General features: G+C 55.5%; 20 protein-coding genes. 10 read left to right on the top strand and 10 right to left on the bottom strand.

Annotated features, from left to right (window positions below; all coding sequences use genetic code 11):
* Positions 1–39 precede the first annotated feature (39 nt).
* A complete protein-coding gene (locus CFT65_RS12435) occupies positions 40–951 on the bottom strand; it encodes a LysR family transcriptional regulator (RefSeq protein ID WP_088828456.1) in 912 nt (303 codons plus the stop codon).
* A 100-nt stretch (positions 952–1,051) separates the two neighbouring features.
* Here CFT65_RS12435 and CFT65_RS12430 point away from each other — a divergent pair, with 100 nt between their 5' ends.
* Positions 1,052–2,671, top strand: coding sequence for an NADH-quinone oxidoreductase subunit L (locus CFT65_RS12430; RefSeq protein ID WP_088828455.1), 1,620 nt, complete (start codon positions 1,052–1,054; stop codon positions 2,669–2,671).
* Positions 2,668–5,124 (top strand): YbcC family protein, encoded by a 2,457-nt coding sequence (locus CFT65_RS12425; protein ID WP_088828454.1) that lies wholly within the window; start codon positions 2,668–2,670, stop codon positions 5,122–5,124. Before CFT65_RS12430 ends, CFT65_RS12425 begins: the two co-directional genes overlap by 4 nt.
* A gap of 34 nt (positions 5,125–5,158) precedes the next feature.
* Here the strand turns inward: CFT65_RS12425 and CFT65_RS12420 are convergent, their stop codons facing one another.
* Both CFT65_RS12420 and CFT65_RS12415 read right to left on the bottom strand, forming a co-directional pair.
* A complete protein-coding gene (locus CFT65_RS12420; protein WP_008171158.1) occupies positions 5,159–5,431 on the bottom strand; it encodes a YebG family protein in 273 nt (90 codons plus the stop codon).
* A gap of 146 nt (positions 5,432–5,577) precedes the next feature.
* Positions 5,578–6,546, bottom strand: coding sequence for a beta-ketoacyl-ACP synthase III (locus CFT65_RS12415; RefSeq protein WP_088828453.1), 969 nt, complete (start codon positions 6,544–6,546; stop codon positions 5,578–5,580).
* Between the two features lie 167 nt (positions 6,547–6,713).
* Here CFT65_RS12415 and CFT65_RS12410 point away from each other — a divergent pair, with 167 nt between their 5' ends.
* The 3 genes from CFT65_RS12410 to CFT65_RS12405 all read left to right on the top strand — a co-directional run bounded on the left by CFT65_RS12410 (position 6,714) and on the right by CFT65_RS12405 (position 7,772).
* Positions 6,714–6,965: a YdcH family protein gene (locus CFT65_RS12410; protein ID WP_088828452.1), complete on the top strand. Its 252-nt coding sequence runs from the start codon at positions 6,714–6,716 to the stop codon at positions 6,963–6,965.
* Between the two features lie 168 nt (positions 6,966–7,133).
* Positions 7,134–7,286, top strand: a complete 153-nt coding sequence (locus CFT65_RS19055; protein ID WP_172408492.1) for a hypothetical protein — start codon at positions 7,134–7,136, stop codon at positions 7,284–7,286.
* Between the two features lie 234 nt (positions 7,287–7,520).
* Positions 7,521–7,772, top strand: a complete 252-nt coding sequence (locus CFT65_RS12405; protein ID WP_088828451.1) for a hypothetical protein — start codon at positions 7,521–7,523, stop codon at positions 7,770–7,772.
* On the opposite strand, the gene CFT65_RS12400 is transcribed toward CFT65_RS12405, so the two are convergent.
* The 6 genes from CFT65_RS12400 to CFT65_RS12375 form a co-directional block, all read right to left on the bottom strand.
* Positions 7,769–8,230 carry a hypothetical protein gene (locus tag CFT65_RS12400; RefSeq protein WP_088828450.1) on the bottom strand — a complete coding sequence of 154 codons (462 nt, stop codon included), beginning with the start codon at positions 8,228–8,230 and terminating at the stop codon, positions 7,769–7,771. The two genes, CFT65_RS12405 and CFT65_RS12400, sit on opposite strands and share 4 nt — an antisense overlap.
* 213 nt (positions 8,231–8,443) lie before the next feature.
* Positions 8,444–10,351 carry a methyl-accepting chemotaxis protein gene (locus CFT65_RS12395; protein WP_088828449.1) on the bottom strand — a complete coding sequence of 636 codons (1,908 nt, stop codon included), beginning with the start codon at positions 10,349–10,351 and terminating at the stop codon, positions 8,444–8,446.
* Between the two features lie 192 nt (positions 10,352–10,543).
* Positions 10,544–12,421 (bottom strand): protein kinase domain-containing protein, encoded by a 1,878-nt coding sequence (locus CFT65_RS12390; protein WP_088828448.1) that lies wholly within the window; start codon positions 12,419–12,421, stop codon positions 10,544–10,546.
* A gap of 9 nt (positions 12,422–12,430) precedes the next feature.
* The gene (locus CFT65_RS12385; RefSeq protein ID WP_088828447.1) at positions 12,431–14,029 is read right to left on the bottom strand and encodes a dihydrolipoyllysine-residue acetyltransferase; all 1,599 of its coding nucleotides are present in this window, start codon (positions 14,027–14,029) and stop codon (positions 12,431–12,433) included.
* A 26-nt stretch (positions 14,030–14,055) separates the two neighbouring features.
* Positions 14,056–15,033 (bottom strand): alpha-ketoacid dehydrogenase subunit beta, encoded by a 978-nt coding sequence (locus CFT65_RS12380; protein WP_088828446.1) that lies wholly within the window; start codon positions 15,031–15,033, stop codon positions 14,056–14,058.
* A gap of 1 nt (position 15,034) precedes the next feature.
* Positions 15,035–16,219, bottom strand: coding sequence for a thiamine pyrophosphate-dependent dehydrogenase E1 component subunit alpha (locus CFT65_RS12375; protein ID WP_088828445.1), 1,185 nt, complete (start codon positions 16,217–16,219; stop codon positions 15,035–15,037).
* Positions 16,220–16,496: 277 nt separating this feature from the next.
* On the opposite strand from CFT65_RS12375, the gene CFT65_RS12370 reads away from it, so the two are divergent.
* From CFT65_RS12370 to CFT65_RS12355, 4 genes are all read left to right on the top strand, one after another.
* Entirely contained in the window at positions 16,497–17,966 is a 1,470-nt protein-coding gene (locus CFT65_RS12370; protein WP_088828444.1) for a malate:quinone oxidoreductase, read from the top strand.
* Positions 17,967–17,996: 30 nt separating this feature from the next.
* Positions 17,997–19,733 carry an isocitrate/isopropylmalate family dehydrogenase gene (locus tag CFT65_RS12365; RefSeq protein ID WP_088828443.1) on the top strand — a complete coding sequence of 579 codons (1,737 nt, stop codon included), beginning with the start codon at positions 17,997–17,999 and terminating at the stop codon, positions 19,731–19,733.
* Positions 19,734–19,846: 113 nt separating this feature from the next.
* Positions 19,847–20,296 (top strand): PAS domain-containing protein, encoded by a 450-nt coding sequence (locus CFT65_RS12360; protein ID WP_088828442.1) that lies wholly within the window; start codon positions 19,847–19,849, stop codon positions 20,294–20,296.
* A gap of 86 nt (positions 20,297–20,382) precedes the next feature.
* Positions 20,383–20,796, top strand: coding sequence for an ACT domain-containing protein (locus CFT65_RS12355; RefSeq protein WP_088828441.1), 414 nt, complete (start codon positions 20,383–20,385; stop codon positions 20,794–20,796).
* A gap of 180 nt (positions 20,797–20,976) precedes the next feature.
* On the opposite strand, the gene CFT65_RS12350 is transcribed toward CFT65_RS12355, so the two are convergent.
* On the bottom strand, positions 20,977–21,888 hold the full coding sequence (locus tag CFT65_RS12350) for a LysR family transcriptional regulator (RefSeq protein ID WP_088828440.1): 912 nt from the start codon (positions 21,886–21,888) through the stop codon (positions 20,977–20,979).
* Positions 21,889–22,218: 330 nt separating this feature from the next.
* Between CFT65_RS12350 and torT the strand changes: the two genes are divergently transcribed.
* The gene (gene torT / locus CFT65_RS12345) at positions 22,219–23,292 is read left to right on the top strand and encodes a TMAO reductase system periplasmic protein TorT (RefSeq protein ID WP_088828439.1); all 1,074 of its coding nucleotides are present in this window, start codon (positions 22,219–22,221) and stop codon (positions 23,290–23,292) included.
* Position 23,293: the final 1 nt, after the last annotated feature.

Raw genomic sequence — 23,293 nt, 5'->3', positions numbered from 1 at the left:
GTAACCGGCCCGTATGGATGACATTTTTCGCCACACGGGCTAGTCAGAATGACCAATCGGCGTCCGGGTCAGGAAATTTGCCTCGGTCTGGGACAGCAGTTCCCGAAGCGCTGGCGTCTCGAACTGGCGCCGGATGCTGATGGCATAGAATTCCTCGAAGACGCCGGGCAGGGCTCCGTAATCTGCCAGAGCCCCGCTTCTCATTTCGTCCCTCACGACCACCGGTGGCATGATCGCAAAGTGGCCGGTATCCCGGGTCAGAAGTCGCATCATGGCCATATCGTCCACTTCTGCGGCAATGTTCGGGCGCAGCCTGTGGTATTCGCATAGCTGATCAAAAGCCTGGCGTATGTTGTTGTCAGGCCCCGGAACAATCAGGCTCCTTCCACGAAGCACGTCGGCAAAATCGCCCTGAACATCCATTCCCCTGGGGCCGATGATGCTTACCGGTTGTTTTGCAATCAGTCGGGAGCGCCAAGGATTCTGTTCATCGCCCTGCACGGAGGTGTTGGCAAGGATCAGGTCCAGGCGGTGGGCTGAGAGTCGCCGAAGCAGTTCGTCCATGTGGCTGCTTTGCAGGCTAAGTTCCAGATCCTCGCGATTCAGCAGGGGTTGGAGGAAGCCCTCCTGGAAGTTCCGGGACAGGGTGGCGACTGCTCCGATCCTCAGGATCTCGCGGTTGGGCTGAGCACCGGAGGCAAACAGCGCCGTGAGCTCCTCACCCTGCCGGAAGATCTCCTCGGCGTATGAGAATGCCATGCGCCCGGCCTCAGAAAGCTTCAGGCGCCGCCCCTCACGGATAAAAAGATCATGCCCAAGGCTCTCCTCCAGCTTCCGGATCTGTCCCGACAGTGCGGACTGGGAAATATGCAATGCGTCGGCGGCGCGGGTCAGGTGGCCGGTTCGGGCGACCTTCCAGAAATAATAGAGGTGGTGGTAATTGAGCTTCATGGGATTTCGTTCTCAAAAAACGAATGAAGTGATCAGTATAAACCATTTTTTATATGTGACTAGCCAAGGCAAAGTACATGCAAACAGGAGGTTTGCAGATATGAATCCAATCGCCGAATTTTCTTCGCTATTGATCCTGGCAATCTGGCTGTTGCTGCCGGTGAGTCTTTTCTTGCTGGCCGCGCTGAGTGGCTGGGTGAAAAGTCCGCTGAAGCTGAATCACTGCTGGCGCATCGCAGGATGGTTGATGGTGGCCTCCATGGCTGCTTCACTGATGGTGGGCGTGTTGCTGCTGGTGCAATCCCAGGTTGGCGGGAACAGCAACACCCTTGCGACCCTTGGCGGTCGATTCGGTCTTTACCCGGATGGAATCGCGGTATGGATGGCCCTCATGGTGGCCTTCATTGGATGGGTGATTCTGCGGTTTGCCGATAATTACCTCAGCCAGGATCCCGGTCGTGACCGGTTTCTGCCATGGTTTCTGGTTACCCTTGCCTCTGTTCTCGTACTGGTTTTTACCAACCACCTTATGATTCTCGCGGGCGCCTGGATTGGTGTCAGCCTGGCCCTGCATCATTTGCTCACCCTCTACCAGGACCGCCCCCAGGCCCGCATGGCGGCAGTCCAGAAGTTTATTGTCAGCCGGGTGGGCGATGCGCTGGTTATCTCCGGTGTGGTGTCTTTGTATCTTCACTACGGCACCTTCTATCTGCCGGAAATGGTTCAGAGTGAGGCCGCTCTAGCTGGCGGATCGACCGCGCTGACGGTTGCCTCGGTTGTGCTGGCTCTGGCTGCTGTCCTCAAGTGTGCCCAGATTCCTTTCCACGGCTGGCTCATCCGGGTAATGGAGGCCCCGACCCCGGTATCAGCTCTGCTACACGCAGGGGTTATCAATCTGGGCGGGTTTCTCTGGCTGCGCCTTTTCCCGGTGTTCGACGGCTTTACGGCGGGCCATATGATTCTGCTGGTGCTTGGTGGAATGACAGCGGTGATTGCCGTCCTGACCATGATGACCCAGTACTCGGTCAAGCATTCTCTGGCGTGGTCTACCTGCGCCCAGATGGGGTTCATGCTGTTTGAAATCGGTATGGGGGCATACACCCTGGCCCTCCTGCATCTGCTGGCTCACTCGCTATATAAGGCGCACTCTTTCCTGGCCTCCGGCCGCACCGTGGCAGTATCAGCGGCAACTCGTTTCCCGGAGTCGCGTGTGGCCAGTCGGCTATTCTGGGCCGGGGCTACAGGCCTGTTGGCGGCCGCTATCCTGGTCCAGGCGCCGTGGATTGTTGAGAACAACCCCGTATTCGGGGCATTGTTGGTGCTGGCGGTGTCTGCGGCTGCAATGGGTATTCCGGCCGGAGCAACTGCCTCGGTGAAGCTCCGGCTTGCGGGCCTGGCGGTACTTCTGGTTCCCATGTACTCACTGTTGCACTTCATGGTTGGCCCGGCGGTGCCGGTGCATGAGGGCTTTGCCATCCCGATTTCAGCCTGGGCGGTTGGTTCGGCAATGGTTGCGCTGTTGGTCGCCTTTTCCCTGATGATCGTGTTCGGAGCCCGCTTCCCGACAACCCGCGCACTGTGTGCCCACTTCCGGCAGGGGCTTTACCTCGAGTTGCCGTTTGACCGGCTGACACGCTTCCTGGCGGCGGAAGCCCTGAAGGTTCCCACCATGTTCCGTCGGGTTCCCCATCATCCGTTCAGACTGGAGGAGAGGTCATGAGTAACGTCTGCGTGTCGGTACCTGAGCTGGAGGTAATGAATGATGGCTGGCGAAAGCCGTTCCGGCAGGCCTGCGACCTGATCGCTCCGGTCTGGCCACTGGACCAGTGGATTGCCGTGAATCCGTTCTGGGGGCTGCGGCACCTTCCTGCCTCGCGGGCTGATCAGGTGCTTGGCGAGCGCGGCGGATTCAGCATGCTCATGCCCACCGAATACTATCGGGAGGCCTGGCAGGGCGGCCGTATCCGAAAGGAGGATCTACAGGCGAGCATCGCGGAACGAGGCGATGAGCAGAACCTTTCCTGGTACCTGGATTGGCTCAGTCGTAAACCGTCTACAACAGCACCTCTGAGGAGTTCCATTCTCGACACTTACAAAGGTGCAAGCACCGACGATGAAGGTGGCAGTTTGGCCGAAACGGCCTGTGACCAGGTTTCGCGAGTTTGCGGCGCCTTTTTCGATCAGCGACAGGGGCGTTGGTCAGCTGCGGGCGATAACGCGGGAGCGAGCCTGTTCCAGTTCTGGCTGGAATCGATTCGAAAGGATCTATCACTGGATTTCAGCACGGGACTGAAAGGTGCCAGGGCCTTCTTCAAAACCGTGCCTGACAACATGGACGAGGCCATTCTGGACGCCATAAAGCGAATTCGTGTCTCCGGGGAGGAGCTGGAGGCCCTGTGCCACGGCTTGTTGCTGAAAGTGAACGGCTGGGCGTCCTGGTGCCGCGGCGAAGACTGGCGGGCAGGCCTTGAGGGCCGCTCATCGGATCGCTGCCCAGAGATTCTGGCCATTATGCTGGTGTGGGAAACGGCCGGCGTTGCCTTTGCATCGACGGGCCAGAAAGCCGAGTGGCAAAGACAGAGAACGCGGGCGCGTCGCAGTGCCGATTATGATGATCGCAGAAGGCTGTGGGTTTGGCAGCGCGCTTTTGAGATTGGCTATCAGCGCTCCCTCTGGCGGGCGCTTGAGTCCGTTCCCGAAAGGCAGCCAGTATCAGACCAGGAACGCGAAACACCGATCGTTCAGGCCGTGTTCTGTATTGATGTTCGGTCAGAAGCGATGCGCCGCCACCTTGAGGACGTCTGCCCCGGGGTTCAGACGCTCGGCTTCGCAGGATTCTTCGGAATGCCAATAGACCACCAGCAGCAAGGACCGGTCGCTCCGGCCCGACGTTTGCCTGGTCTGTTGCCCGCCTCGTACCGGTTAATCGATACCAGGGGCAGCCTGCGCGAGGATCTGGCGGAGAATCGATCCCTGGATCAGAGGGAGATCGCCCGGGAATCGGTCAGGAAGGCGAAATACACCAGCCTGTCGACCTTCACACTGGTTGAGACGACCGGTCTGGCCTGGGCCTGGAAGCTGGTCAAAGATTCGTTGAAGAAAGGCCATAAAACACGCGAGGAAAAGAGTGTTGAGGGCCGATTGGTGCACAGTCATGGAGGAGATCCACTGTCAGACGCGGAGAAGGTCGCGTTGGCTGCAAACATGCTCCGTGGTATGTCACTGACCAGTGGCTTCGCGCCTTTGCTGGTACTGGTGGGCCATGGCAGCCATACCGACAACAATCCGAACCAGGCCGGTCTCGACTGTGGCGCCTGCGGTGGACAGAGTGGCGGCGTGAATGCGCGGCTTGCGGCCAGTCTGGTGAACGATCCGCAGATTCGGGCGGGGCTGGCCGACGAGGGCATCAGGATTCCCGATTTCACATGGGCGATTGCTGCGGAACACTGCACGGCGACGGACAAGGTGACCATTGCCGATCGCCACCTGGTTCCGGACTCCCACGTTCAAAAACTGGCGGACCTTGAAGCCGGGTTTGAAAAGGCCGGTATCCGCGTGCGTAAAGAGCGGGCAACACCGCTTAAATTGAACGGACTGGACGATGACAACCTCAAGCAGGCCATGGAAACCCGAACCCGGGACTGGTCCGAGGTTCGCCCGGAGTGGGGGCTGGCCAACAATGCAGCGATCATTTTTGCCAAACGGATCAAGACACGTGGCTGTAATCTGTCAGGCCGGGTTTTCCTGCACGACTACGATCCGGAGCAGGATGCTGATGGCGGCCTTCTTGAGGCGCTTCTCTCGGCCCCAATGGTGGTCGCCAACTGGATCAACCTCCAGTACTTTGCCTCGGTCACCGTTCCGGACGTATACGGCTCCGGCAACAAACTGCTGCACTCGGTGGTTGGAGGGAATATCGGTGTGGTGGAAGGCAATGGAGCGCACCTGAGAATCGGCCTGCCGTTGCAGTCTGTTCACGACGGCACGTTTTGGCGTCATGAACCGGTTCGTTTGACGGTTCTGATTGATGCGCCGGCAGATCGGATTGAATCAGTTTTGCACCGTCAGCCGGATGTGGCGGCTCTGGTGGAGAATCAATGGGTCAGTCTGCATCGACTGTCTGGCGAGGGTGTAGAACGTTATGACAATGGCAGCTGGATAACAGTAGCGTGAGGAGAGGGCGGCCATTGCGCGCCGCCCTGTTTTGCTATTCCTGTTCTGCGTTCAGCAACTCAGGCTTCTTGAGCGCCTTCTGGAACAGGTCTTTGTCCTCGGCGATGGCCATGGCGCAGCGCTCAGCCAGATCGTCTCCCAGGCCCTCCACCTTGCGGCCCAGGAATACCTGGATTTCCTCGGCCAGCTCGAGCACCTTATCGCGGGCGTCGGCTTCGGCTTTTGATGTGAACAGCATCGTCTCAGGATTCTTCAGTGCCATATCCAGGCCGTCCCTATCAGAAAAGTAGACTGCTTGTACTGCCATGGTTATTCCTCGCAGTGAGCGTAAGTTGTACTGTATAAAAATACAGTCTATCTGACAGGGTGCGGTGAACACAACGAAAAACGGGCTTCAACATAGGTTGAAGCCCGCCTCTGATTCAAGCCCGGGATAGGCCTGGAGTGCAGCAATCAGTACCTGAGCAGGGCCGAACCCCATGTGAAGCCGCCGCCAAAGGCTTCCAGCAGAAGTACTTCGTTGCGCTTGATTCGTCCGTCACGAACGGCAACATCAAGGGCCAGGGGAATGGACGCAGCCGAGGTGTTGCCGTGCTCATTAACCGTTACCACAACCTGGTCCATGGACATGTTCAGTTTCTTTGCCGTAGCAGAGATGATTCGGAGGTTGGCCTGGTGCGGAACCAGCCAGTCGATCTCCGATTTCTGCATCTGGTTAGCCGCCAGGGTTTCGTCGACAATCTTGCCCAAGGTGTTGACCGCTACCTTGAACACTTCGTTGCCTTTCATTTCCACAAATGCGCGGCCGGCCTTGACCTGATCGTAGCCATCGGCAATGCCGCAGGGTACGTGAAGCAAATCGGCATACTGGCCATCGGCGTGAATATGGGTCGAAAGGATGCCGGTTTCGTCATCGGCTTCCAGGATCACCGCGCCGGCACCATCGCCGAACAGGACGCATGTCCCGCGGTCTTCCCAGTTAATAATGCGAGAGAAAACCTCAGCGCCGATAACCAGAGCCTTCTTGCTGCTTCCGGTCTTGATGAACTTCTCCGCCGTTGCCAGGGCGTAAACAAATCCACTGCAGACAGCCTGAATGTCGAAGGCAGGGCAGCCATGAATGCCCAGGCGCGCCTGGAGGATGCATGCGGAGCTCGGGAAGATCTTGTCTGGCGTAGAGGTGGCAAATACGATCAGATCAATGTCTTCCGCCTTGATGCCTGCTGCGTCGATGGCGTTCTTTGCGGCCTGCTCGGCAAGATCCACCGTGGTCTGACCTTCGATGGCAATATGGCGCCTTTCGATTCCCGTGCGCTCGCGAATCCACTGGTCGGTGGTGTCGACCATTTTCTCAAGGTCTTTATTAGTAACAATATTGTCAGGCAGGTAAGAACCGGTGCCGGTAATTCGTGCAAAGGTCATTCGCAAGTGTCCCGAGGCGTAACTGGATAACGTACTTCCATGCTATACCCATGCAACGTCGTGCGTAATTAGCGATTTGTCAAAGACGCCCAGAAAGTGGCACGCTCGTCTATGCTGAAGGTGATCAGCTTTGATCAATACTCTGCAAACAAAAGGAGCGTAGAACGATGGGCATTTCCAGCCACGAGCTTCACCGAGAATTCCCCCAGTACAAAGACCTTATTCAAGAGCTCAAGAGCAATGATCTGAAGTTTCATGAAAAGCTTCAGGAGTACACGGAGCTTGATCACGAAATTGAAGGGCTGGAAAAGCGGGACTCTCCCATTGGCGACGACAAATTGCACCGCATGAAACAGAAGCGGGCACAGCTCAAGGACGATCTTTACCAGGTACTGATTTCAAACGCCAAGGCTTCATAAAATCGTCATTGAAATGAACGGCAGTGAAGCCTGAAAATGCTCGGAGCCCCTGTTTATAGGGGTTTCCAAGTATTCAGAAAACTCCTCGTCACGTTTAGAATAGGATCCTAATTAAACAAGGTCCCGGTTTTACAGACCGACATTCTGGGCTGACCAAGGAGTAATGACATGAAAAGAGCGGCTTCTCTTTACAAAGGCTGGCGGATGAAGCGCAACTTTATCCACCTGGTAATGACAATGGATCGCCATTTGCTGCAGGACGTCGGTATTTCCCCGGAACTGGTTGAGCAGAAACTGAGCACACCATTCTGGAAATTCTGATCGTTGCAGGTGGTCAGCAGTGGCTACGGTAACCTTCTGAGTTGGTTGAAAAATAATCAATTCGGAAGGTTACACATTGTCACAATAATGAAATATGCCATTGTTCTTAAAACGTTTTTATCTCAAAAAAGTCTAAGAAAATTGACCTGAATCTGTATTTTCTATTACCGGATCGGCCTATAGTTACGCTACCTCCAGAACCAGACCGGTTCACCCTGAAAGGAGAGCTTGACGATGATCCAGGAATTCCTTCAAAGCACCTTACCTTTAGACTCCTCCGTAACTCTCAGACGTTCAGACACCGATCCTGATAAAGAGATCGCCAGCGCCCGCAGCGAAGCCTTTGAGATTGTCTCAGATGCCGGTGAAACCGTTGGCTTTGTAAAAGCCTGGGAAGATGATCCCAGCTTTCGCGGCTACGTCCATTTCGATTCCGACGGCAACGTGATTGACTGGAAGGTTTTCAAAGACCGGTTGCAGAGCTAACGGTCACAACAGCCAGAGCATACGCCAGAGGCCGGTCCAGGGCCTCTGGCGGCGCAATTACTCACTGGCGCGGAAGCGTCCATCAGGGTATTCAGCTGATCGGCCATGTCTGCCAGAGAACGGCTGGACTGGTTGACCTGGGAAATATCTCCGGCCAGTTCCTCGATGGCGCCACTGCTGATTTCCACATTTTGGGTCATCTCGGCGGCAGTCGCTCTCTGCTGTTCGGTCGCACTCGCAATCTGAGTGGTCATCTCAACAATGCTGTTCACCGCGGCAAGAATGTCCGTTAAAGCCTCGCCCGACTTGCTTGCCTCCTCGCTGGCTTCTTCGGCCATCTGCTTGGCCTTGCTCATGTCGACGACGGCGCCGGCTGCGCCGCTCTGGAGCTGGGACACCATTTCCTGCGTGGCGGCAGACACCTGGGTGATCTGGTCGAGCGCCTGAAACTCGTACACACTGAAAAAGGTTACGGTGGCAAAAAGTACAAGAAAAAAACCTAAGCAATCAAGAGCTTGCCTGGAACTCCTAATGTTCGTTCTGCGGATGCTACGAAAGAGGATGCCAAGAAGTACCCCTTCTATTAAATTGTGTTTGAAGGTAACGGCCCATACCCTGATGTTCTTGAGCCTTGTTTAGGGCCATCGAATTCATGCGCATTCGGGAGACTTTCAGATTTTGAACTTCTGCAACAATTGCTGCAATTCATTAGCAAGCTCAGAAAGGCTTTCGCTCGCCAGGTGTGTTTGGCCGGCCCCCTCCGCGGACTGATTTCCGATGTCGTTTATCTTGACAACGTTCCGGTTGATTTCTTCGGCCACAGACGTTTGTTCTTCTGCAGCCGTAGCAATCTGGAGATTCATATTCCTGATTGTCGTTACTGCATTAGTAATGGATTTGAGTGAATCTCCGGCTTTAGCCGCCTGCTGAACGCTCATGTCGCTGACTTCCCGGCTATGACCCATCGCCTCCACGGCTTCAGCAGTCCTGGCCTGGAGCTGTTCGATCATCGCCTGGATTTCCTGAGTCGAGTCCTGTGTTCTTTTTGCTAGAGTGCGAACTTCGTCTGCAACGACAGCGAAGCCGCGTCCTTGTTCGCCCGCGCGAGCCGCCTCGATCGCAGCATTCAAAGCCAGTAAATTGGTTTGCTCAGCAATACCGCGTATCACGTCCAGTACAGAGCCGATATGAACGCTGTCCTGCTCCAGGGACCTTACAACACCTGTTGCGCGCTCAATTTCTTCTGCAAGTTTATTAATGGACTGAACAGCCTGGTCTACGATCGTATCGCCAGACTGGGCTTCTAGATCGGCCTCTTGGGCCGCCGTCGATGCGTCGCTCGCATGTCTCGCGACCTCTTGAACCGTTGCCGTCATCTCGTTCATTGCGGCTGCAACCTGATCAGTCTCATTCTGCTGCTGTTTTACTCCGTCTCGCGTCTGTTGTGTCACATAGGACATCTCATCCGCTGCAGAGGCAAGCTGTTCCGTTGAATCAGTTACCTTTCTCAGACTTTGCTGCACCTTCTCCGCAAACCGGTTAAAGCCGCGAGCCATCATGCTGATTTCATCCTTGCCAACGACAGATAGGCGCTGAGTCAAATCTCCGTCTCCATCGGCAATCTCCTGCATCGCTTCCGCCGCCTGGCGAACGGGGCGTGAAATGCTGCGTGAAATGGCTGTGCCGATGAAAGCGGCAATGGCAATAGCAATCAAGCTGGCGATTAAAATGGCATTACGGGTGGCAGAGAGTAGTCCCAGGTAGTCACCGCGATTTCGTGCGACCTCAAGCACGCCAACAGGATTACCACTGAAGTCGGTGACTACCTCCCCATAGACCGCATAGGGTGTTCCGGCTTGTTCCATCCGAGCTACTGTCGGGCCGTCACTTGAGATCGAATTAAGTAATTCTTTGGTAAGGAGTGGGTTCTCAAGAGTTGAGGCGAATTTCTCAAAATCGTTGCCTTGCGCGACATGCAATGCTACCTCGACACCGTATTTTTCTTTAAAATTTTCAAAAAAAGGCTGACCAAATGACATGCCAAATTCTACTGATCCCAGATGCTGGCCATTAGCTTCAATCGGCGCTAAACCACGAATTCCTAGACCTGCGCGTCCACGTTCCAGGCCCATAAGCGCTCGTTTCTCACGGTTAGTTACCAAAATAGTTTCACGAATCTCCGACAAATCATCACCAAATTTTTCGGGGCGATGAGCCCTGAGAAATGAAGTGGCCGGTGGGAGGTGGTACTGAAACTGCGCTACATTGAAATCGCGTTTCAGGATCTTGAAGAGCGGAACAGAGGTTTTGGCCAAAGCATCGCGGTCACCCTCAAGCAATGCTCTGCTTACTTCTGGCGAACTGGCAATAACTGTACTCATCGCCTTGGCAGTACGGCCCTCTGAGGAAATTTCAGCCAGGGCGCTTTTATAGAGGTTCTTCAGCTCGTTATTTTCTGCAGACTCAATTACCCGGCTGAGTTGAGTCAACGTTAACGGTACAACAAGAGCAAGAATGGCAAGCAAAACAGCCGCAAAACCGAGAGCCAACCGTGTGCTAATTTTCACCTGTGCCAGCATAATGCCTCATTCCTTGGGTAGATCTTGCTGAGCCTTACAAAATCTTTGGATGTTTACTTTTTATCAGGAAGCCGACCATCGGTTGATAGAACGCAGTCGCCTTGTATTTGATGTGATCGGCTGTGCGTTCGATTTCTTGACCTTTATATTTGGCAATTCTAACTAAACGTTCCAACGCGAGGCGGCTCGTGGTTAATTCCCCAATTGTTCATTCTGTCGTATGTCGGGAATCGTGCGACTTTCGTATCTTGGGTTTCGGGGATAGTACTTTTCGGGCATGCGTTCAATGTGGGGGAAATGTCGGGTGTCTTTGTAAGGCATTTTCATAAAACCCGACACGCCCAGGCCGGTAATCTGTTCCACCGATGACAGGATTTCGTCCAACAGTTGGCGGAACTCCTGCTCCCGGTCCGGATCCAGCAGCCGATAGTGGCTGTGGATTTTGAGATGGCGTGGCAGGGCTTCGAAGATGATCATGCCTGTATGATGAATATGGTTCAGTGCCTCCAGGGAACGGATGATGGTTTCAGGAAGCACGAGAAACTCCTCCGGGTCTGGGCCGTCTTCGAAGTAGGAGTGTACGCGGCTTTCGTCTTCCACCTCTGGTGCGGCGCTGACCTCATAATGCAGTTTCATATCCGTTGACACCAGAAATGGCTGGTCGGGTTCGTCGCGATCAATGTGCAGAGTGTTCCGTGCGTTGAACAGGCAGCTTTTGAAAATGCCTTTCCGGTAGATTGCCTGAGCCAGGTACACCATGTTGTTGACCGCCTGTACAAACGCCGACTTCAAGGCCGGATGGTGCAGATTCAGGGACGTGTCAATGTAGATCCCATCGGTTTCCCAGCGCACGGCCAGGCCGCCTTCCACCGGGTAGCGCCCGAGCCGGCTGACGGCGGCGAGGAATGCCTTTTCGGTTTCGCCCATGCCCTGCATGAAGTTCTTGTAGTAGCGGTCCAGCTGCACGTCATTGACGTCGTTGAGGGTTTCCGGTGCACCTTCCTCGCGGAGGAACGACTTGCGGGAACTGTAAACTACGGTGTCGATTTCCTGGTCTGAGGCCCGCACCCAAACGGGAACCTGAGCCACGACCGGCCTTTCTGGCAGGTCGATCATCACCGTGCGGGCCATACGCGACATTTCTCCGAGATAGTAATCACCGGCCTTGCGGCGGGTGTCCGGATTCGGCGAGAGCATACCATCCAGCATCCGGGCGAATTCCATGGGCAGGCCCAGGGAAGTGGCCGGGATGGCCCGATGGCCAAAGCGGCAGGATTGCGCGGAGGCCAGGGCATAGAGCGTCCCAGCTGCGCCCTGTTCATCAAAACGGGGCGAAGACAGCCCGCCGTTCAGTTGCTCATCGCCGATAAAATATACATCACCGAGCCGGGCGTTGGTTTGCTGCAGGTTGTCGGACATCAGCTCCATCACGTTGGCCGTGATGAATTGCTGGTTGGCGTCGAGCTGGGCAAATACGGAAGAGCCCCAGTCAATCAGGGCAATGTTTTCCGTGCTGGCGTCAAAGACCAGATTGGAGGGTTTGATGTCGCCATGAACGATCGGCCTGCCGGCAGGGCCATTTTCGCGGCGCAGGTTACGGAGGATGTCGGCAAGCTGATCCGCAATGCGCATGATGAGTCGGGGTTTCAGGCGGCCTTCACGCAGGGACACTTCTTCCAGATTCAAACCGGCGGCGCGCTCCATCACCAAAATCGGCTGGTTATTGGCTCGCTGGTAGGAGATCAACCTGGGCACCCTGGGGTGCCGGACTTGTTCAAGAATGTAGGCTTCGTCTTCGAGGCGGTCCTGAAGATGTCTGGGCAGGTTGATGCGGGTGAATTTGAACACGTGTTCCGGGCCGCCAATCGCCGTTCCTGGTAGGCGGCCAGAAAACACAAAGCCGTAAGCGCCCTTGCCAATCAGCTCGATGTCCCGGTAGCCGAGTTGCCGGAGCTGGGCAGCGCAGAGCGCCACCCAGTCCTTGAGCTTCTTGGCATCATCATGGCTGAGCAGATAGATCGACTGCTCTTCGGGGATGTAGAACTGCTGCAGTTGAGTCTTCTGCGCCATGATGAAACGTCAGCCCATATGCAGGAGCATGGTTTGGGGCGATTCCAGATAACCTTTCCAGCGGTTGCAGAATCGGGCGATGGTGCCGCCGTCGATAATGCGATGATCGCCGGCCCAGCTCACGGTCATGATGGCGCGCTCCACCACCTGGCCGTTGGCGTCAAACCGGGGCAGTTTCTGGGTCCGCCCCAGGGCAACAATGGCCACTTCCGGCGCATTGATAATGGGCGCTGCGTAGGTGCCGCCCAGTGCCCCTATGTTGGAGATGGTGATGGTGCCGCCCTTGAGGTCTTCCTGACTGACGCGGCCAGACCGGGCCGCTTCGGTCAGACGCGCCACCTCGTCGGCAATGCCCAGCAAGGACAGACTTTCAACGCCCTTGATGTTCGGCACCATAAGCCCCGCCTTGCCATCCACCGCCATACCGATATTGCACTGGGACAGGTAGTGAATCTCCGTTACGTCATCGTTGAGCTGGCTGTTTAGAACCGGGTATTCCTGTACGGCGAGCGCAATCGCCTTCATGAAGAGGGGCATGAGCGTCAGTCTTGAGCCCCGTGCTTCTGCCTCCGGTTTCAGTTGTTCTCGCAGCTTGAGCAGGTCGGTAACGTCGATATCCTCGCTGTAAATAAAATGAGGAATGGTGGTGGCCGATTTCACCATGCTTTTCACCATGGCGGCTTTCATGCCCCGGATAGGCTCGACCCGAACTTCCTGTTCGGGCGCAGCCTGCCTGCGGGCGCCGCCCGTGGTGGCCGCTTGCGTATCGTCGGCGACTGCCGGAGCTTGGGCCGGTTTTGAGCCGTCCTCAAGATGAGCCAATACATCGGCTTTCAGAACACGGCCATCCTTGCCGGAGCCAGGTATATCGGCGAGGTTGAGCTCGTGCTCTCGAACCAGGCGTCGGACAGCGGGGCTTGCTGGGACGCGCTGTCGGCTGGCCGTAGCCACAGGTGAGGCAGTCGCCGTTGCGAGTTGAGCAGCTGGCTCCGCTTTCGCTTTTGGCTCGTCCGGCTCTTCCCGATCCCGGGGAATAAATGCAAACAGCGGGGCATGAACCCTGGCCATGGCCTGCTGTTGGTGGTACAGCTTGGTTACGCGCCCGGCTTTGGGTGCGGTAATTTCAACCATCGCCTTATCGGTCATGACGTCCACAACCGGCTGGTCTTCCTCGATTTCGTCACCTTCGGCGACACGCCATTCCACCACTTCGCACTCAACGATGCCTTCGCCGATATCCGGCAGAATAAAGTCTTCGGTCGTACCATCGTCAGGCGCCGGGCGTGTAGCGGACTCCGCGCTGGCTTCGTTTGCAGGCTCGGAATTCGCCGGTTCAGGCGAAGTGGGCGCCGTTGCCTGGCCAGCACCTTCGCTTTCATCCACCAGCTCAAACAGCGGCGCGTGAACTTTGGCGATATCACCTTCCTTATAGTAGAGGCGGGTTACACGGCCCTTGTAGGGCGCCGGAATTTCCACCAGGGCCTTGTCGGTCATAACCTCGGCCACGGGCTGATCTTCCTCGATGACATCGCCTTCGCTAACCAGCCATTTGACCAGTTCACATTCCACGATACCTTCGCCGATATCGGGCAGTATAAAATCACTCATAATTGCTCTCCTGTCCTGATATCAGCCTAGAATTCAACGCTCGCCCTGATGGCCTCGTAGACCTTCAGGTGGTTGGGCAGGTGCTCTTTTTCCAGCACCAATGGGAATGGGGTGTCCATCCCGGTTACCCGAGCGATCGGAGACTCCAGATACAGGAAACAGCGCTCCTGAATTGTGGCGGCGATTTCACCGGCGAATCCGCCGGTCAGGGGAGCTTCGTGGGTGACCACCAGCCTTCCGGTCTTGAACACGGAGTTGGCGACGGTTTCCACATCCCAGGGCAGAATGGTTCTGAGGTCGATGACCTCGCAGGAGATGCCGTCTTTCTCGGCCCGCTCTACAGCCTGGTCAATCACTTCCATCTGGGCGCCCCAGCCCAGAATCGTCACGTCTGTACCTTCCTTGGTTACCTCTGCTTCGCCTAAAGGCAGGCGATAGTCTTCATCAGGCACTTCACCCACCGAGGCCCGGTACAGTCGCTTGGGCTCAAAGAACAGGGTCGGGTTTGAATCGTGGATCGCAGCAAGCAGTAGCCCTTTGGCCTGATGCGGGTTACGCGGCACCACGATTTTCAAACCCGGGGTGTGGGCAAAGTAGGCTTCCGGTGATTGGGAGTGGTACAGGCCACCGGCAATGCCGCCGCCGTATGGGGCGCGAATGGTCAGCCCGCCAACGTCGAACAGGTTGCCTGACCGATAGCGGAACTTGGCGGATTCGTTCACGATCTGATCGAATGCCGGGAAGATGTAGTCGGCAAACTGGATCTCTGCGACCGGCACCGAACCCTGCGCAGCCAGGCCGTTGGCAAACCCGATGATGCCTTGCTCTACCAGAGGCGTGTTAAAGCAACGGGCCTTGCCGTATTTTTGCTGCAGGTTACTGGTGGCACGGAAAACGCCGCCAAAAACACCCACATCCTCACCGAAGCACAGGACTCGCTCGTTTTCCGCCATGGCGGTGTCGAGGGCATTGTTGATGGCCTGGAGCATATTCATCTTGGACATCTCAAGCTCCTCCCTTGGCGTGTTCGGCACTCTTCGGGTATTCGTCCGGGTAGCGGCGGATATGTGCCTTCAATTTATCGAACTGCTCAGCCAGCGCCGGCGGGACCTCGTCGTAGACATCGCTCACCAATGATTCAAGTGGTGGTGGAAGCCGTTTCTGGGCCTTCTTCATGGTTTCGAGAACTTCGCGGCGCATGTTCTCCTGCAGCTGCTTCTCGTCGTCCTCGCTCCACCATTTCTTGCTTTCCAGCCAGAGGCGCATGCGCAGGATCGGATCTTTCTCGCGCCACACGGCTTCTTCATCCTTGCTGCGATAGCCGGAGGGGTCGTCCGAGGAGGAATGGGCGGCCAGGCGATAGCTCATGGCCTCGATCAGCACCGGGCGGTTATGTTCTACCGCCAGCTTTCGCGCTTCCTGCGTGGCCTGATACATCGCAAGAATGTCGTTACCATCCACCCTGATCACGTCCATCTTGTAACCGTACGCCCGGGGCGCAACGCCGTCGGCAGCAAACTGTTCGGCGGCCGGCGTAGAAATGGCGTACCCGTTGTTGCGGCACAGGAAGATCACCGGAACCCGATGAACTGCAGCCATGTTCAGGGCAGCATGAAAGTCGCCTTCCGAGGCGGCGCCTTCACCAAAATAGGTAATGGTACAGAGACCTTCGCCCCGCAGTTTCTGACCATAGGCATAGCCTGCGGCCTGGGGAATCTGGGTGGCCAGCGGCGAGGAAATGGTCATGTAGTTCAGCTTCTTCGAACCATAATGCACCGGCATCTGGCGGCCCTTGCCGTAGTCCATATCGTTGCCGAACAACTGGTTCATGAACTCGTCGATGGTAAAGCCGCGATAGGCGAGGGCGCCTTGCTCCCGATACTGCGCCATGATCATGTCGGCATCATCCAGCGCTGCCGCACTGCCGATCACGGCAGCTTCTTCGCCGGTGCACTGCATGTAAAAACTCAGGCGGCCCTGCCGCTGGGCGGCAAGCATGCGCTCGTCGAGTATCCGGGTGGTGACCATGGCCCGGTAGATGCGAAGGGCCTTGTCTTTGTCGAGATCAGGAGCTTTGGCGCTCTTGTAGAGCTTGCCGTCCTGTTTCAGAAGCTTGAACGTGGGAATCCGAAATTCCGCGCCGTCGGTAAACACTGGGGAATACACAACTTTGGACTTTGTTGTTGTCATAATCCTCTTCCTGGGGTAATGGCCTGAGGAACAAACACTCCTTGTGGGAGTGTAGTTAATGTCATTGTAGACAGCCTGGCAGAATCTGGTGTGATTCGCGCCAAGTGATGTTTACCTTAACGTAAACTGCGAAACAGGGGTAGACCCTCCTGTTCAGATTTTCCCTTCGGGAGAGAGCGCCCGGGATGCGTTTTCCGTGTTTGCCGAAGCGTGCTACCGTCAATACACACACTTTTCCAACCTTGTTCAGACATTCGACTCACGCGGGTAGGTTTTAATGAACGTAATCATCATTGGCGCAGGAATAATGGGCACCACTTTCGCAACTTTGGCGAAAGAGCTGGCACCGGAACTGGATATCACCATTCTTGAAAGACTGGACGGCCCCGGAACAGGCAATTCCTGGGTGTTCAACAATGCCGGCACCGGGCACGAGGCGAACTGTGAGCTGAACTACACCCCGGTGGACGAAGAGGTTATCTCGGTCGAAAAGGCTGAGAAGATTCACGCTCAGTTCAATGTAGCCAAGCAGTTCTGGGCGTACCTGGTTCAGACGGGCGCTATCAAAGACCCCAAATCTTTTATAAACCAGACCAAGCACTGCACCATCGTCTCTGAGCCATCTATTCCTGAGCTGAAACTCCGCTTCAAAGAGATGTCGGCCCATCATTTTTTCGAAAAAATGCGCTACTCGGAAGATTTCGATGAGATCAAAAGCTGGATCCCATACACCATGGAGGAGCGTCCTCGGCATGAAAAAATGGCGGCAACGGTTATTGAAACGGGTACGGACGTCAACTTCGGTGCGTTGACCGAGCAAATGGCTGAGCATGCGGTGAACGAACTGGGTGTAAAGATTGAATACGGTACCCACGTCAAACGTGTACATCGAAGCCCGGCTGGTAGCTGGCTTGTGGAGACGAAGAGTGGAGGAGTTGACCGTCAATACAAGGCAGACGTGCTGTTTGTCGGTGCCGGTGGCGGCGCCTTCCCGATCCTGAAAAAGAGCCACCTGCCTTTTGCCCGTCGATTCACCGGCTTCCCGGTTGGCGGTCGTTTCCTGCAGGCGCCGATCAGCGCCGAGCAGGCTGAGCAATATCGGGCCAAGACCTATGGCAAGGCAAAGGTTGGTGCCCCTCCAATGTCGGTCCCGCATCTGGATCTAAGGGTAGCCGATGGCCAGTATTATCTGCTGTTCGGTCCCTTTGCCTCGTTCAAACCGGTTCTTGAGAGAGGCCGTGGTTTCCTGGATTACCTGCGTTCCATGCGCCTGCATGACATACCGGGCCTACTGAACGTCGCGCTTGAGCACTTTCCCCTGGTCAAATACCTGGTTTCGGAGACCTTCAAAGGTGAGAAGAGCATGTTCGAGGAGCTGGACAGTTTCGCTCCGGGCATGAGTAAAAAGTTCAACTGGAAACCGGTCGAGGCAGGCCAGCGTGTGCAGATCATCCGGGATGGTGACCTGCAGATGGGAACTGAGATTCTGGTCTCAAACGACAAGACCTACGGGACGCTACTGGGTGCGTCGCCCGGGGCTTCGGTATCGCCGGAAGTCATGTTGCGTTGCCTGGAACAGCTCTTGCCGTCTATTTTTACCAGTGAGGAAGCAGGTAAAAAGAAAAAAGAGATATTCCCCGAGGACAATCTGGACACCCTGGCCAAGAATCCGGAGCGTTACCGGGAAATCCGCGATGCCGTTAACGAGCGGCTGGGCATCACACCGTCAGCGGCTCAGCAAGACTGAGCCAGGCCACTAAGCAGCAGGGAGACATCCATGGACAGCAGAATCAGTGTGACCTCGCCTCTCGTGATCCTTCATGGCGACGAAATGGCCCAGGTTGCGTTCGAGCATATTCTCAAGAAATTCGTGAGCTCACGGCTTGATATTCAGCTTGAAGAAATTGACCTGTCTGCGGAGAACCGCCTGCTGACCAATGGCCAGGTGGTTATTGATGCCATCAATTCGCTCCAACGCCACGGAGTGGGTGTAAAGAACGCGGGCATGACGGTAAACCGCCAGCAGTTGGAGGACTTGCTCCGCAAGCACCCGGATGTGGACGGCAACAACCTGAATCCTCTGGCGACCAAGTCTCCGAACGGCGCTATTCGCAAGGGCATCAGCGGCAATATCACCCGGGAAGACATCCAGTTCCGTAACCTCAACATCCGCCGCCCCGAGTGGGTAGGGCGTGACATTGAGGTGGATACCATGGAATTCGGCGGCATCAAGGACAGCTTCAACCAGCTTTCCCTGGCAACCGGCGTGGTCAAGCTGATGTTTGTGGGCAGCAGTGGCGACCCGGTAGAGCTTCATCGGCGAGAGATTCGCAAGGGAGATCCGTGGCTTCTTGCGACGAATGACATCGAGGATGTGAAAGCCTGGGCGCATCGCTTTTTCCAGCGTGCAATCGCAGAAAAACGGGACGTATACCTGGGCCTCAAGGATACGGTGATCCCCGGCTACGATGGGGCCATGCGCTCGGTGATCGAGGACATCTATCACAGTGACTACAAGAAGCAGATTGAAGACCTGGGGCTGAATTACTACTACGAACTGATCGATGCCCAGGCAGCCCGCATTGTTTCCAATCCGCCGGAGCGTGCGCTCTGGGGTGTGCCGGATAACACCACCGGGCGCAAACTGCTCAAGCTGGTGAACCAACTCAAGGAATTTGGCATTCCAGCACGCGGGGCCCATGTGTCCATCTCACGGATGAGCGCTGGCGGCGGCGACCAGTATGGTAGCTTCAACATGGCGGCCAAGGAGGATGGCATTCTCAAGGTGATCGTTGACGGTGACGAGAAGCATGCCCGCCGGGTCCGGAAAGGCGATCCAATGTTGCTTATGTCCAATGACCGTGAAGCCATCAAGGACTGGGTTCTGCAAGTGTTTCGGGATGCTTCCCGCAAGGACAAAGAGGTGTATTTCGGTCTCAAGCGCGAGTACATGGAGTACGACGAAGTCTACAGCGAGGTCATTACCGAAGTGCGCAGGGAACTGGCCAGCGAGCATACACCGCCGCCCTCGTTCATGATCATGCGGCCGTCCAGCCAGCTTAAAAAGATGATCACGGATCCACCGAGAAATGCGCTTTATCCCTCCCAGAACCTCGATGGGGATATCTTCTCGGACATTTCCGCCGCTCTCGGAGGAAGCCTGGCGACGGCCAGTTCAATCATCGAGAGCAAGGACGGAACCATGCTGTTCGAGGCGCCCCATGGCACCGCCCATGATCTTTACCTGAAGTATCTCGAGAGCGACGGTAAGGTTGCTCATTTCAACCCCTCGGCGCTGATTTTTGCGCTGGGCAACGCCCTGGAAACCCTCGGTGAGCGGGAAGGTAACGAACCCCTGAGCCAGTATGCCGTGCAACTCAAGGCGGCGCTGACCGATACTGTTGATCAAGGCATCGTTACGGCAGATCTGAAAGGCAAAACCGTGGACCCCGATTCGGAACAAGTGGTGGATATGATCGGTTTTCTGGAAGCAGTCGAAGAAGCGCTCCAATGAGCTGTTCACGAATTACCAGAGGGGACTGTCTCAGCATCCATGCTCGCATGCGTGATCTAATAGAGAGCAGGAACGTAAGCTAGACGAAATCTCTCTGCCAGGGGCCCCTCTTAATGGCGTTTTACAACCGAAGAAAGCTGGAATTGCAGGATGCGCTTGAAAAGCTGGAAGCCGCTGAGAACAGGATTCGGGATCTGGAGTCGGATTTTCAGGCTGTTGAGCAAGCCGTGGCGGTTCTCGTTATGACGCAGGATGGCATTATTGAGCGGGCGAACAACAGATTCGTGGACCTCCTCGGCTATAAGCCAGAGAAGCTTATCGGCCAGCACCATCGGGCTTTCTGCACCAGCAATTATGCTACAAGCGAGGACTACATCAGATTCTGGCGTGAACTGGTTACCGGCAATGTTAAGCAGGGCAGCTTTCCGGCTGTCCACGCCGATGGACGTGATGTCTGGTTAGAGGCTCGTTATTCGCCGGTGAAGGGCGAGCAGGGCGTGTCAACGCGGGTAATTGCATTAATTGGCGGAATCCGGGAATCAGCAACGGATTTTGATGACTAGATCTGCCGTAATTGGCTATGCTCATACAGAAAGTCTCAAATTTCTTTAATGAACGCCGGCGAAACTTAGCCTAAGGACAGTCGAAAATGATGCGAACACAGTTTTTGCAGGATTTGATCAAACAGCTGTCGCCAACACTGGATTCAACGACTTACGTCTACTGCACTGTGCCAAAGGCAAAGTACGGCGATCTGGAACACCTCAAGCCCATTGTCAGCATTGCCGAGCTTGAAGGACTTACACTGGTCATTCCGCTTGAGGAAGCCAAAGCCGAGGGCCTGGACTACTACAGAGTGTTCAGGCGTATCACCCTTGAGGGCCACTCCAGCCTTGAGGCTCTGGGTCTGACATCAGTGGTGACAAGCCTGCTGGCCGAACGGGGCATCACCACAAACGTTATTGCAGGGTTCTACCACGACCATATGTTTGTGCCCAGCGATCGCACTGATGAGGCCATGAAAGCACTGAAGGAGCTTGCCAGTAACCCAAGCGGCGAATAGATAGTCCGAAATGCCTTGGCCCGACGGGGATTGAGGTAAAGAATGAGCAAAAAACGAGAAACGTCGGTTGAGGTTATCAACCGGTGGCAATTATTCGCATGCGAGGAAAATACTTGCTTGGTTTTCAGTCAGTAGTTTTCGCTCTAACGCGTGAAAGCGTGAAAAGGATCAGTGGTGTGTTCATCGCACGTCAGGCTCTTCACCAACATGCATGAATTCGCGGAAAGCGGAAACGGCGGTGTTTTGCTCGACATTAGTGGCCCAGGCGAGACCGACATCCATTGTCGGTATCCGATCGGCCAGTGATGTGACCTCGACACGGCGACCATCGAGCGACCATGGCCGATAGACCATGTCAGACAGAATCGTAACCCCCATGCCGCTGGCAACCATTGAACGCACAGCTTCAACTGAACTTGTCCTGAATATTGTATGTGGTCGGTAGTTCGTGCGATTCCAATATCGCTGCGTCGTGTTACTGGCTTCGTCGACGGTTAGCATAATGTAGGGCTGGGCAGCAACATCGGCCAGGGAGATCGATGGCAATTCGAGAAGGGGGTGGTTCGCCGACAGCCACAGTCTACGGCGTGATTGCAGCAGTGTTTCATAGGATATCCCCTCCTGATCGACGATATTAGAGGTCAGCATGACTGCCAGATCAAACATTCCTGAAGCAAGCCCGTCTTCGATTGCAGCTCGCGAAGATTCGGTTAACTGGAGGTCCACACCGGGGAACACGCGAAGGAACCGCTCAATATAAGTTGGAATATAATAGCCAGCAACCGTGTAGGTCATTGCCAAACGAAGAGTGCCCTTTACGTCATCCCTCAAGCGGCGCGGGGACCTCACCGCTTCTTCCATCGCAGCCAATATTCGCCGGGCGTGATCAAGAAAGATATTACCCTCGTAGGTCAGTGCCACACCACCAGCATGCCTGGCGAGCAGGGGGGTTCCGACAATTTCCTCGAGTTGTTTTACAGCCGTCGTCACTGCAGATTGGGAGACGTTAAGCTCTAAGGCTGCACGTGAAATCTGGCCCAAATTCGCGACGGCAATGAAGTAACGAATCTGTCGAATTGTAGGTATATTCATAATTTTTATAATAACTATTTAATAAAGTGAGTGAAAAATATTGCCGGATTGCACTGGGGCCCGACGTCCTCCGTCATTGCAGTCGCTGCACCTGCCTAATTTTCCCGTCATCTTCTGTTTAGATAAATAACCCAATCACATTTGAACCGCCTTGCCATGTCAACTTGAACTGCCGCAGGGTGCTAACCAGTGTATCAATTTAACAGATAATGGGTCTCTGAAAATCGTATTATACAAATTTCCCATTACATCCTATGGTTTTTACATCGCCTTTCCAAAGGGGATTGGCGTTGCGGAAGCACCGCTCCGTTCACCTCAGGAGAAAAAACAATGAAAAAAATTCTCAGCGCGTCAACTGCAACCGTGGCAATGGCATTTGCTCTATCCAGCAGCGCAATGGCCGAAGAATGGTACCCCTATCCTGTCGAAGTCTGGACCCCACCGTTCGACATGGAGAGCCCACGCAGCAAGGCCGATTACGAACCACTCGATGAAGCCTCGCAGAAATGGAATCTCTGCGTTTCTTTTCCACACATGAAGGATGCCTACTGGCTCGGCGTCAACTACGGCATCACCGAAGAAGCCAAACGGCTTGGCGTGAAAGCCACGGTGACCGACGCGGGTGGCTACACCAACCTCAACACTCAGATCTCGCAGATTGAGGATTGCGTTTCAGCCGGCGGTGATGCCGTTATTATCGGCGCCATCGCTTACGACGGGCTTAACAGCCTGGTCGCTGAGATCAGTGAGGATGGGATTCCGGTCATCGACGTTATCAATGGAATGTCGTCCGACAAGCTCTCGGCCAAGTCGTTGGTATCCTTTGGCGAAATGGGTGCAAAAGCTGGTGAGTTCCTGGCCGACTTGCATCCGGCCGGTGGTGAATCAGCAAAAGTAGCTTGGTTCCCAGGGCCCGCTGGTGCTGGCTGGGTCGAAGCGGGTAATGCTGGCTTTCTGGGCGCGGTAGAGGGTTCAGCGATCGAGATGGTGGAAACCAAATACGGCGACACTGGTAAGGAAGCCCAGGCCAGGCTCGTCGAAGATACCCTTCAGACCTATCCGGATCTTGATTACATTGTCGGCACTGCGGTCACAGCAGAAGCGGCGATCCCGATCCTGCGTTCACGCGGTCTGACCGACAAAGTCAAGGTAGTTTCCTATTATTATGCTCCGGGTGTTGATCGAGGTATCGCGCGTGGCCAGATCCTTGCTGCACCAACCGATTCCACCGTCATCCAGGGGCGAATCGCTGTCGACCAGGCCGTCCGGATACTGGAAGGCGAGGATTATCTGAAGCACGTCGGTCCCAAGCTCTATGTGGTAACACAGGAAAACTACGACGAGTTTGACCCGACTTCGACCCTGGCACCAGACGGTTTCCGCCCGGTCTTCTCGGTAGAATGAG

This window comes from Marinobacter sp. es.048 (genome assembly GCF_900188435.1).
GTDB lineage: Bacteria > Pseudomonadota > Gammaproteobacteria > Pseudomonadales > Oleiphilaceae > Marinobacter.
The sequence above is the reverse complement of the archived record's forward strand: the minus strand, read 5'-3'. Positions and strand labels throughout refer to the sequence as shown.

Bases quoted from the DNA above. Each gene is read 5' to 3' on its own strand.
- CFT65_RS12415 (WP_088828453.1), bottom strand. From the start codon at position 6,546: ATGACCTTTGCACGAATTACCGGCACCGGTTCTTACCTGCCTGACAAT.
- CFT65_RS12355 (WP_088828441.1), top strand. From the start codon at position 20,383: ATGATGCGAACACAGTTTTTGCAGGATTTGATCAAACAGCTGTCGCCA.
- CFT65_RS19055 (WP_172408492.1), top strand. From the start codon at position 7,134: ATGAAAAGAGCGGCTTCTCTTTACAAAGGCTGGCGGATGAAGCGCAAC.
- CFT65_RS12365 (WP_088828443.1), top strand. From the start codon at position 17,997: ATGGACAGCAGAATCAGTGTGACCTCGCCTCTCGTGATCCTTCATGGC.
- CFT65_RS12410 (WP_088828452.1), top strand. From the start codon at position 6,714: ATGGGCATTTCCAGCCACGAGCTTCACCGAGAATTCCCCCAGTACAAA.
- torT (WP_088828439.1), top strand. From the start codon at position 22,219: ATGAAAAAAATTCTCAGCGCGTCAACTGCAACCGTGGCAATGGCATTT.
- CFT65_RS12385 (WP_088828447.1), bottom strand. From the start codon at position 14,029: ATGAGTGATTTTATACTGCCCGATATCGGCGAAGGTATCGTGGAATGT.
- CFT65_RS12395 (WP_088828449.1), bottom strand. From the start codon at position 10,351: ATGCTGGCACAGGTGAAAATTAGCACACGGTTGGCTCTCGGTTTTGCG.
- CFT65_RS12405 (WP_088828451.1), top strand. From the start codon at position 7,521: ATGATCCAGGAATTCCTTCAAAGCACCTTACCTTTAGACTCCTCCGTA.
- CFT65_RS12435 (WP_088828456.1), bottom strand. From the start codon at position 951: ATGAAGCTCAATTACCACCACCTCTATTATTTCTGGAAGGTCGCCCGA.
- CFT65_RS12370 (WP_088828444.1), top strand. From the start codon at position 16,497: ATGAACGTAATCATCATTGGCGCAGGAATAATGGGCACCACTTTCGCA.
- CFT65_RS12390 (WP_088828448.1), bottom strand. From the start codon at position 12,421: ATGGCGCAGAAGACTCAACTGCAGCAGTTCTACATCCCCGAAGAGCAG.
- CFT65_RS12380 (WP_088828446.1), bottom strand. From the start codon at position 15,033: ATGTCCAAGATGAATATGCTCCAGGCCATCAACAATGCCCTCGACACC.
- CFT65_RS12420 (WP_008171158.1), bottom strand. From the start codon at position 5,431: ATGGCAGTACAAGCAGTCTACTTTTCTGATAGGGACGGCCTGGATATG.
- CFT65_RS12350 (WP_088828440.1), bottom strand. From the start codon at position 21,888: ATGAATATACCTACAATTCGACAGATTCGTTACTTCATTGCCGTCGCG.
- CFT65_RS12375 (WP_088828445.1), bottom strand. From the start codon at position 16,219: ATGACAACAACAAAGTCCAAAGTTGTGTATTCCCCAGTGTTTACCGAC.
- CFT65_RS12425 (WP_088828454.1), top strand. From the start codon at position 2,668: ATGAGTAACGTCTGCGTGTCGGTACCTGAGCTGGAGGTAATGAATGAT.
- CFT65_RS12430 (WP_088828455.1), top strand. From the start codon at position 1,052: ATGAATCCAATCGCCGAATTTTCTTCGCTATTGATCCTGGCAATCTGG.
- CFT65_RS12360 (WP_088828442.1), top strand. From the start codon at position 19,847: ATGGCGTTTTACAACCGAAGAAAGCTGGAATTGCAGGATGCGCTTGAA.